A 10521-nucleotide genomic window follows, 5' to 3' on the forward strand; every position below is an offset into this window, starting at 1 on the left:
GATCGCTATGGGCAAGCCGCCCCGCCAACAATCACAACGACCACAGGGTGCGAAGCGTCCGACAAAGCGGCCAGAGGTTTCGCTTCCCCACTCACGTCTTGATGATCTTGAGCAACTCGTCGGAGCGGGGGCCTTGCGGGTCGCGATTGACCGTCTGCTGGAAAGGGCACCTGACAAAGAGACGGGCAAGGATGACGACGATATCGAAAAGGTTTGCGACAAGATGTTCCAGGCGCTCAAAAAGCGCTGCCCGCATCTGGTGCCGGATCGCCCTGTAAATTCCGGGGAAGTCGGCCCAAGGATTGATCTTGGACCTAAGACCGCGGTGACATTGTTCCGGGGTGCCGCAGTCAAGCTGGCGGGTGAAAAACAAATTGTCTGGGTTCAGGGCGATAGCGAAATGCTTGTCTTTGCAAGCCGCGTAGGTCTTGAAACCGAGTCTGGCCGGATTGTTGTGCATGTGCCCGTGAGGACCGACCAGACCAAGGATGTGGTGATCAAGGTGCCTTTCGCGATCGGGTCTGAAAAGCGCCCCGCGGGTCTGATGGCGTCGACGCCGATGCGTCCCACCGGACCCGAAGCAATTGTCGAGATTTGGGCCGACGCCCTTACCGCCTTCGCTTGGGGTTCGGTTCTGACCCTGGCCGAGGTGCTTGCCAGCCGCGCCGGGCAAGATCCCGACCGTCAGGGTCTTATAGCGTTCAACCTGCTGGCCGGCGCCGACGGATTGGCCATCGGCACAATGGCGCGACACGGATTTGATCGGAGAGCGCCATGAGCCTTGACGCCGCCGATTTTGGAGATCTCGAAGACGTCCTGAAGGCGCTTGGCTTTGCCGGAGACAACGGTGCGCTAAACGAAGATTGGCTGGCCGATCCGATTGCGTATCTGAAGAAGATGCTCGCCAACGAGACGCAGCGCGAGGCGTTGTTGGCGGTCATGGATCGCTTGTTGGAAGGCGATACAGAAATTGATGGCGAAGGGCATCAGTGGTTGCCGATCGTTGCCAGCGACGATGGCGCGGCGACCTTCTATTTTGTCATCGATGATGAACCGGAAACCGAAGTTCACATCGGTCTGGGCGTACGGCTGAAAACCACTGACCCAGACACCGCGACCTCGTTCTTCGTGCCCTTGTTCCGGGCTGCCAAGGAAGGTCATTCCGTCCCGGACCCGGTTTTGATCGGCCATCCCGGCGGCAAGATCATTTTGGCCAGCGAAATTGTCGTCGATCCCAATCCGCCAAGCGGCACGGCGGGGCTCAGATCGATCGGCCTTGCCTTTACCACCCCCACCGCCGCCGGGGACGGTGATCCTTCCGTGGCGCTGACCCTTGGCGGGTTGTTCCTTCCGGGGTTTGCTTCGCCGCGCGATTTCTCGCTGTCGGTATCGGATCTCGAGACGCTCGATGAAGCCGCGCTTGAACTGATCCTTGGTATCATTCAGGCGATGGCCGATGGTGGGGCCACAGCGCAGATCACTGCGCTGGCCGAGCTTTTGGGTCTTGCCGGTTCGGTGCCACCGCTTCCCATCGAGGGGTTGGTCAATCAAGGGCCGGAAGTGTTGGCAGATTGGTTCGCATCGCTGATGGGGGACAACGCGGCCAAGACGACATGGATGCAGGCGGCGGCTGATTTGATCGGGGGCGCGGCAAGCCTGTCGGGCGATACGCTCGCCATTGATCTGGGCGGCGGGGTCAGCGTCGATTTGGTCATCGCGGCTGTGACCGGTCCGACCGGACGCCCTATTGTGACGCCTGCGATCTCGTTCGGGATCACACAGGGGACGGCGCGGGTCGAGGCCGTGGCAGACCTGTTGAAACTTGATCTGGGAACCGGCGCGGCGGTTGCCGTTCCATCTTTGTCGGCGCAACTGAGGCTTGGAAGTTCAGGTTCGCCACTTCTGGTCGGTGATCCTGGCATCGAGGCGTTGCGCGCGGGTATTGCCCTTGGTCCGTTGCGCCAACCCATTGCGATTCTTGCGCTGGATCAAGTGGTGATCGCAGGCAATTCCTATGAAGTGCTCGACTTGTCCACACCGGACGCGATTGCCGAGGTCGGCACGACCCTGATCAACGAGGTGATCGCGGATCTTCTGGCACAGCTTGGACCACCGGGAACCGCGATTTCGGTTCTTTTGGGGATTGCGCCGCCCGCCAGCGTGCCGGGCATGCCGACCTTGGATATGACCGCCTTTCTGGCAGACCCTTTGACAGCAGTGCGAAACCATTGGTTGGGCATCCTCAGCACACATGCCGCCGACATTCCGGACATTCTTGGCGCACTTCGCGGGCTTATCGCCGACACCACGCTGGCCGCTGACCCCGTAACAGGCGATGGCAGCGTTGAGACCCCATGGCGCATCGGCATCACCGGGCCGGTGGCCTTGCTGGTGCGGCAACCCGATCCGGGCGTGATCGAACTGGCGATTGGGATCACCGCAACGCAGTCGGAGCTAGGCGAGCGTTGCACGGTGCTGGACACAAGTTTGGACATCCAGATCATGCGCGCGGACCTTTCCGCGCCGGATGCTGCCTTCGCCGCAGAGATTACCCTGAATATCGACGCCCGAGGGCGTGGCACGCGGCGCACCGCGTTGGGGGACGACCCACTGGCGATTGCCGCAGACCGGGTCGGCGTCAGATTTGGCTGGAGCGCCACCGACGGGCTGGCGATCAGTTTTGCCGCCCCCAATCCTGCGCTGGTGGTGAGTGAGATCGAGATACCGCTCGACATACCGGATTTTGACCAGGGCTTCGATGCCCTGACCCCGGCGCAATGGGACGCAATAGAGGAGCTGATTGGTCTATTGGGCGACACGATTGCCGCGCCATGGGCGGTGGATATTCTGACCGCTGTTGGCTGGCGGCGCCCCAGTGTTCTGGCCGAGAATACGGCGATCAATCGTTTGCCCCTGTCGGACTTGATCGACAACCCCGACGCAGCGCTTCGGGCTTGGCTTGGCCGGCTGATCAGCGATCCGGGCGGTTCGCTGCGCAAGGTTTTGGAACCTCTGGGGCGGGTGTTGTCAGGCAGTCGCGACCGCTTTGGTGCGTTGACTGGCCGGGGGGCGCCGAATGATCCCTTGCGGCTGAACCTTGCTCCGGATTTGGGCGGCCCGTCGCTGGGGCTTTGGACTATGCCCGGTCGCGCCGTTCAGGGAGACGGGCTGGTGCAGTCCGAAGCGCTTCGGCTGTGGCAACCCCTTGACGCCCCGCTTGATGCTGCCGCGTTGGCAGCAGGGATCGTGGTCGAACTGGCGTCGCGCGAGGGGTTGGCGCAGGCAGGCGCGCGGATTGGTGCGTTGGCAGAGGGGATCGCTGCGCTTGAAGCACGACTGGCCGGCACCGATGGCCTGATCGCCCCGCCCGAAACCCTGCCTAGCGGCGCATCGCGGCATGACATTCCAAACGTCGCTGGACCCGGGCTGCGCGACACCGTTGATCTGAACGCTGTATTCGGTGCAACGCCGGGCACCGTCTTGCATGTGGCCGTGACCAGCGAAGCCGATGCGTTCCCCTTCGAGGCTGCGCCTGACGACCGCAGGATTGATTTGCGCCCGGCTGGGCGTGCACCGGATACCTTCGAAGCGCCGACCGCTATGCCGGGTGAATGGTTCATTGCGCTTGGCCCACGCGCCGATGTTGCACTTCTGTCTGGCGACCCTGATGGGTCGGTCGGGCAAGCGGCAAGGCTCTCGCGGATATTCGCCGCATTTTCGACAGCCGGTGGCGATGTCGCCGTGGTTGCAGATGCTGCTGCGTCCCATGCGGCTTGGTTGGCGGCAGAGGATGTCGGTCCGGCGTCGATCAACCGGCTTTTGACCCTCGGCATGCCGTTGGCTCCGGTGGCGTTCTCGATCTTTGATCTGAACCCCGGTGCTGAAGCCCTTCGAACCTTCCTTGGTTTGTTGCCGCCCGAGGATCCGGGAACGCCGGATGACGCCGCACTTGGCGTCGCGCGCGCGGTGTTCGGGGCGTTGTCCGGGCTGTCGCGTTTCTCTGATCCCGCTGCCGAACTTAGCCCACCCCCACATCTGCCGACTGCCGTTGCCGCAGGTCTGGACCTGCACTGCGCCTATGGCGTCTTTGACCGAGCAGCGATTCAGGTTGGTCTGACAGCCGCCGCAGCGGCGGGGCTGAGCGAACGCGCGGTCGTGCAATCTGAATACGAAGCCGGGGAGACCGTAACCGGCGCGGGATTTGGTCTGCTTTTGCCAATCGCCCCTACCAGCGGCGGTTTGTCGGTCTCGGGCCACGTGGCCGTCGAATTGGGGGCCATCGCGCTTGATCCGCTTCCCTCGTTGACCGACGAGCGGAGCGTCAGGCTGCATCTGGAAATCCGTCGCGATGGTGGCTGGCTGTTGGGTGGCCCCGGATCAGGCGCGGGGGCGGCGCAGGAGTTGCGCTGGATTGCCGTCGATATCGCTGTGCCGCTTGGTGCATCTGGCCCTGTGGAAGCGGAAATCAGGCTGCATGACGCGGTGGTCTTTGGTCTTGCCCGCGATGTCTGGACCCTGCGCGAAGCCGGGGCCGAAGCCGCCGAAGGCGTGGTCACAACCGCGCTGCCCGAGGTGCGGGTACTCTTGTCATCCGTCATTGCCGAAGTTCTGGCCGACCCCAGCCCGGAAATGGGTGCACTGGCGGATTTGTTGCGCGCAATCGGCGTTGTGGACGATCTGGGCGGGCTGGTTGCCACGGCACTTGACCGGGTATTGCACGAACCAGATGCGCAGGTGCGCGACGCCCTTCTCAGCGCGGCGCGGGTTCTGGACCTGCAAGATGCCGCAGACACGATCTTTGCCGGCATTCCGGGCCTGAGTATCGACATCGCCGCCCGGTCAGTGGCGTTTTCGCTGGCCGGGTCGGCCCCGGCGCTGGGTTTGCCCAACTGGGCCATATCCGCCTGCGCGGCCGCTGCCGGGCCGGTCACAGCGGATCTGAGCATCGGCTCGGTGGCCTCGGGCGCGCTGACCGCCTCGCTCGATCCGTTGGAGATACGGCTTGACTGGACACCGCCCGGTGCCGCGCCGGTCAGCCTGCCGATCTGGCCGAACGCCGATGCCGTCGCTCTGGTGCGCGAAGGCGCCCCGTTGACCATCGCCAGCGCGGTCAAATTCGGCGTGGATTACATGCGCGATCAGGATGACGGCGCGAAGCTGGTCATCGACGGGTTGCTTGAACTGCTCGGACTGCTTGCCGATCCCAACCCGGAGGGTGATCGGGCGATGATCACCCCCATCGGGCTGTTCCGTGACCCGGTGGGCTGGTTGAAAAGCGAAGCAGTGTTCGGTCTGGCCGGTGGCTATGACGCCAGCCGTGTGGCAGCGGCCTTCGATGCGCTGCGACCCTTCCTTGGGCTGCCCGGTGCGCCGGGGCGCTGGGATGTGGCGGATGGCGTCGCGATTGAACTCAGCGGCGCAGGCGGGGTGCTGGATCTGGCACTGGCGCTGGACAGCAGTGCCATCGGTGGCGGGGCAGAGCAACTGACCTTCGGGGGTCGGTTCGGGCTGCTGATCGCGAGCACCGGCCCTGTCGCGCCCAACATTGCCATTTTCGCGGGGCTACCAAGCGCGGTCGAGGGGCGCAGCGCCGTGCATCTTGAGATTGCCCCCGATGTCAGCCTGTTCCTGCGCAACGCAAGCGGCACCGACCTGCCGCTTTATCCCAACACGCCCGGCCTTGCGGCGCTGGCCAGTACGGCGGTTGAAACTGCGCTGCCGCTGGCGCTGAACGCGCTGGTGGATGCGGGCGGCACGGCGGGGGACGTGGTGGCGGCGGTGGGCGATGCGCTGGTCTTGCGCGAAGGCGCGCCGCTGGAATTCACGGGTCCGCGCCTGTCGGCCTGGGCGAACGACCCGGAAGGCGAGCTTGCCGCGCGCTGGCCCGCGATCACCACCGGGGCGTTGAACGCCTTGGCCAGCGCGTTGGCACCGGTTCTGCCCGTTGGCGTGTTGGCAAGCGCCAGCGCGACCGGGCTGGATATCACCGCCGGGCCGATCACCCTGTCGCTGGACACCGGGCCGTTCCGGTTTGCCATCGGCTATTCCGACACCGGGTTGCCATTTGTCGAAACCATCACCACCGCGATGGTCTTTGACGCAGGTGGGCTGGACGAGTTCACCGGCAGCGTCGGGCCAGCCCTGATTGACGCGGGCGGCGCAAGCCTGTTCCCCGTGGTCTCGTTCGAAGTGGGGGAAGGCATTGCAGTGCCCTTCGTGGGGCTAGGCCTTGCGATTGCGGGCGACGGGGTTCAGGTTTTGACCCTGCGCACGATCCTTGATCCGCTGGGGTTCGAGGTTGTGTTTGACGATGGCGGCGGGCCAGTGTCCGATCCGGCCAGTGTTGCCTCGGGCCTGTTGACGCTGACGCTGGGACTGGTGGTGGACTTCCTGCGCCAAACCGACCCGGTTCAGGACCTTCTGGAAACCGAAATTCCCGGCACTGGATCCAGTGATATCGAAGACCTTCTGGAAGGTGTGATCCTGTTGGATGGTGACACCAGCCAGCTTGACCTTGCCCTGTTCCAACTGATCCCGACGCCCGGGCAGAGCGCGGCCGATATTCGCGACAACTTCATCGCGCGGATGATCCGGTTGATCGAAAACTTCGCCGATGCAGGCCCATCGGTGACGATCGACAGCATCCTGACCGTGGGGCTGGCACGGGATGGAAACGCCATCGGTGTGAATGTCGGCCTGACGTCACGCCTGCCGCTGACCTCGGGCGATATTGTTGTCTCGATTGAAAACGACAGCCGCTGGATCAAGGGCGCGCCACCTGCGGGGATCGTGATCGGGTTGGTCGAAACAAGCCCGTCCCTGGGGTTCGCGCCGTCGATTGCCGCCAATGGCTTGGGCGTGCGGATCGGCAAGGACGGTGCGCCGCTGGTCGATTTCGGCCTGTCGCTCGGCTCGATCGCCCTGCATCTGTTTGGTCGGATCGGCAACGGCCCGCCTGCGGGCGGTGTGCAGGTGCAGCTTTCCGATCTTGCGGTCAGTGTCTCGGGCGGGACGGGCGGCAACCCGGTGGCGCAAGGGATCATGGACGAAAGCTCGGACAGTGGGCAGGCGTTGGCACCGATGTTCAGCCCGGCGCTGGCCATCCAGAAACACGGGTCCGACCCGGTGATGGTGCGCCTGTCGGCGGGCGAGGGCGACGGGCCGTGGTGGCTGTCGATCAAGAAGGGCTTCGGGCCGCTTTACGTCGATCAGGTCGGGCTGGGCGTCACGCAGACTGGTGAAGAGCTTGAGAAGATATCGCTTCTGTTCGATGGCAATATCTCGATTGCCGGATTGACGGCGGCGGTGGACGACCTGCAACTGACCTATTCGCTGGATGCCGGACCGATCTATGACCCCGGCAGTTGGAGCGTCGATCTGGCGGGTCTGGCCGTCAGCGCGGACCTGTCCGGCGTGCAACTGGCCGGGGGGCTGCGCAAATTCTCGGACCCCGGCAACCCCGAGAATGTCGAATATGTTGGTATGTTGCTGGCGCGGTTCGCGGCCTATGGGCTGTCGATCTATGGTGGATACGCGTCAATCGAGGAATCGGGCGAGGGGCGTTATACCGCCTTCTTCGCCTATGGCGCGGTGGTCGGCCCCATTGGTGGGCCACCCGCGTTCTTCCTGACCGGGATTGGCGGCGGTTTCGGGATAAATCGCGAGATCATCGTCCCGGACGACCTGTCGAAATTCGATGAGTTCGTGATGATCAAGGCGCTTGATCCCAGCGCTTCGGCCCCGTCTGACCCGATGGCCGAGATGGACAATGTCAGGGGCACGTTCCCGCCGCGCAAGGGCACATTCTGGTTTGCCGCCGGGATCAGTTTCACCAGTTTCATGATCGTCGATGGCGTTGCCGTCGTCGCGGTCGAGTTCGGCAACGGGTTCGAGCTGAACATCTTCGGTCTTGCCCGCATGGCGTTGCCGCGCCCACAGTTTCGGTTGGTGTCGATCGAGATTGCGTTGGTCGCCCGGTTCTCAACCGAAGAGGGCGTGATCTGGATCCAGGCGCAACTGACCGACAATTCCTGGCTTCTGCATGAAAGCGTGCGGCTGACCGGCGGCTTTGCCTATGTCTCGTGGTTCGGGGGGCCGAAGAAGGGCGAGTTCGTCCTGACCTTCGGCGGCTACCACCCGAAATTCCACCGCGACGGCTATCCGGTTGTGCCGCGCCTTGGGTTCCATTGGCAGCCGGTCAGCAACATCGTCATCAAGGGCGGCAACTATTTCGCCCTGACGTCCGAGGCGATCATGGCGGGCGGCGGGCTGGAAGCCTCGGCCACGCTGGGGCCTGCCTGGGCGCATCTGTCCTATGGCTGTGACGTCATCATCTATTTCGATCCGTTCCGGTACGAGGCCGAGGCCTATGCCAGAATTTCGGCGGGCGTCACGATTGATGTGTGGATCGGCAAGATCACGATCAAGATCAGCCTTGGTGCCAGCATCTATATCGAAGGGCCCGAGTTCCGGGGCGAGGCCAAGTTCAAGGTCGGACCGGTCAAGCTGAAGGTGAAATTCGGCGCCAGTGCGCAATCCTCGCCCAACTACATCACCTGGACCGATTTCGTCGTCAAATACCTGGAAGAGGCGCAGCCGGGAACGGCGCGTGCACTGACAGCCATCGCGGGCAATGGCGCATTGCCGCCCGGAGGTGAAGAAGGCACAGCGGATGGTTCCATCCAGCATCCCTTTGAAGTCATGAGTGAATTTGAGATGACGGTAACGACCACACTGCCTGCAGACCGGCTGGTGGTCGGTAACGCAAGCCCGCAGAATTACTCAACCCTGCCGCTGGGTCTGCCCCCGATCAACGCCTCGCTCGACGGATCAGAACTTTCGCTTTCGCTGATCCGGGTCGACACGCAGGCCGAACGGATCAATGAAACCGGTGTCACCGTTCTGGGGCGCTATACCGGCAAGTTCCCCATTGCCGTGTGGGGCCCGCCGCAGGAGATGGACAAGAAATCCATGCCCAAGGGCGAGGTGCTGGACGCGCTTGAAGGCGCGCATATGACCGTCAAGCCCTCGCGCATTGGGCGGCTGCCACCCGAAATTGCATTCAATCAGGTTGAGGCTGGCCCGCGCAAACCTTTGCCATTCGTCACCGAGGCCACAGTGCGCCCCGGCTTCCTTGCTGGCATCGGCGGGCTGGTCGCGAGCGTGCCGGGTGGGCTGGGGCAACTCGAAATTTTTGCGTTAGAGCAAAAGATCCTTGCCGATAACGGGTTGGGCAAGGCGGCCTTGGCTGGGCGTGCGAATGCACGGGTTGCGCCCGGGCGCATTGGATCGCTTGGCGAGCGGTTGGTGGAACCTGAGCCTGTCACCCGCGGCACTGTGTTGAATGCGGCGCCTGTGAAGGAATTGGATCTGTCGGTCAAACCACCGCGCGCCGCCGCCATCCTAAGCCCCGAAATCCGGGCCGAAGCCGCCGCGCGGATCACGACGGTTGCGAATACCGATCAAATCGCACGGACCACTGCACCGAGCCTTGCGAAGATGAGGGCCGGCCTTTCGCCCCAAATGCCCGCAGTTCTGACCCGTGTCGATACTGCGGCTCGCGGAGAAAAAACCGTCATTGCCGGCACACGCCCACCTGTCACGCAATCGGCGCGGGCCAATGCCAGTTTCGTGGCAGGGCTTGGGCAGGATGGCGCGGCAGCCGCGCGTCTGGCGGCGTTCGACCGCGTGGCGACCGGTCCGGCACGCCGCGCGGCGTCAGATAGTGCTTTGCTATCGCCCGGTGAGATCGCCATTTTTGACATGCCAGCCGCCCGACGTTCGGACCCACGTCTTGGGGCTGGGACAATCGCGACATCCGGTGGGGCTGCACGGGTGACGGCAATCGGGCTGGGCGGCGCAGTTCTGGAGACCGGCAAGCCCGAGCGTGGGCGCGTCCGCTTGCCGGGCCGCACCTCGCGGATCATTGTCGAAGCGTTGGGCGATGGTGGGGCCAAGGGCGGGGTCACAGGCTGGATGGCCGAGCGGGAGCTGGCCTTTGTCGGCTGGAGCCGCGCCTTGTTCGCCGGTGGCTCGGTCCACGCGGCGGGCGCGCGCATCGGGCGGCGTGACGAAGCCGCCGGGCTGGGCTGGATCAAAGCGGCAAAATTGGCGCGGCAGGGCCGTATCACCACGCGGTTTGACACCTTCCAACCCCTTCTGGTCCTGTTGCTGGAAGGCCCGGTTGATCCCGATGCGACCCGCGATTTCGCGCTGGCCCTGACCGGCGCAACGGAAACCGGTGTCGCGCCAGTTGTGGCGCATCTGGGCGCGCGCACCGCCCTAATCCTGAATATTGCACCGACAGGCAAAGGCGGCCCGGTCAGCGTGGGCGTGGAAACCAAGGCGCCCGGGCGGCTGGCTGGCGTCATGCTGGCAAGCGGCACCGCAGACCGGTTTGCCGAGCTTCTGGACAGCCGCAGCCTTGAGGGCCTTCTGGATCGCCCCCGCGCAGCCGGTGGCAAGCCCGTGAAAATCGCCTGGACGAAACCGAAGGCGAAGAAGAAAGAGGAGGCATACTGA

The 10521-nt window shown here is 64.0% G+C and carries 2 protein-coding genes; both read left to right on the top strand.

Translation table 11 applies throughout. The features are described 5' to 3' along the window. The first annotated feature begins 7 nt into the window (after positions 1 to 7). The gene (locus tag J3R80_RS10705) at positions 8 to 778 is read left to right on the top strand and encodes a hypothetical protein (protein WP_275393766.1); all 771 of its coding nucleotides are present in this window, start codon (positions 8 to 10) and stop codon (positions 776 to 778) included. Next, complete coding sequence (locus J3R80_RS10710) at positions 775 to 10521, top strand: DUF6603 domain-containing protein (protein WP_275393767.1); 9747 nt, start codon at positions 775 to 777, stop codon at positions 10519 to 10521. Before J3R80_RS10705 ends, J3R80_RS10710 begins: the two co-directional genes overlap by 4 nt.

It is taken from the genome of Aliiroseovarius sp. Z3, assembly GCF_029105185.1.
In the GTDB taxonomy this organism is placed as follows: Bacteria; Pseudomonadota; Alphaproteobacteria; order Rhodobacterales; family Rhodobacteraceae; genus Aliiroseovarius.

Bases quoted from the DNA above. Each gene is read 5' to 3' on its own strand.
- J3R80_RS10710 (WP_275393767.1), top strand. From the start codon at position 775: ATGAGCCTTGACGCCGCCGATTTTGGAGATCTCGAAGACGTCCTGAAG.
- J3R80_RS10705 (WP_275393766.1), top strand. From the start codon at position 8: ATGGGCAAGCCGCCCCGCCAACAATCACAACGACCACAGGGTGCGAAG.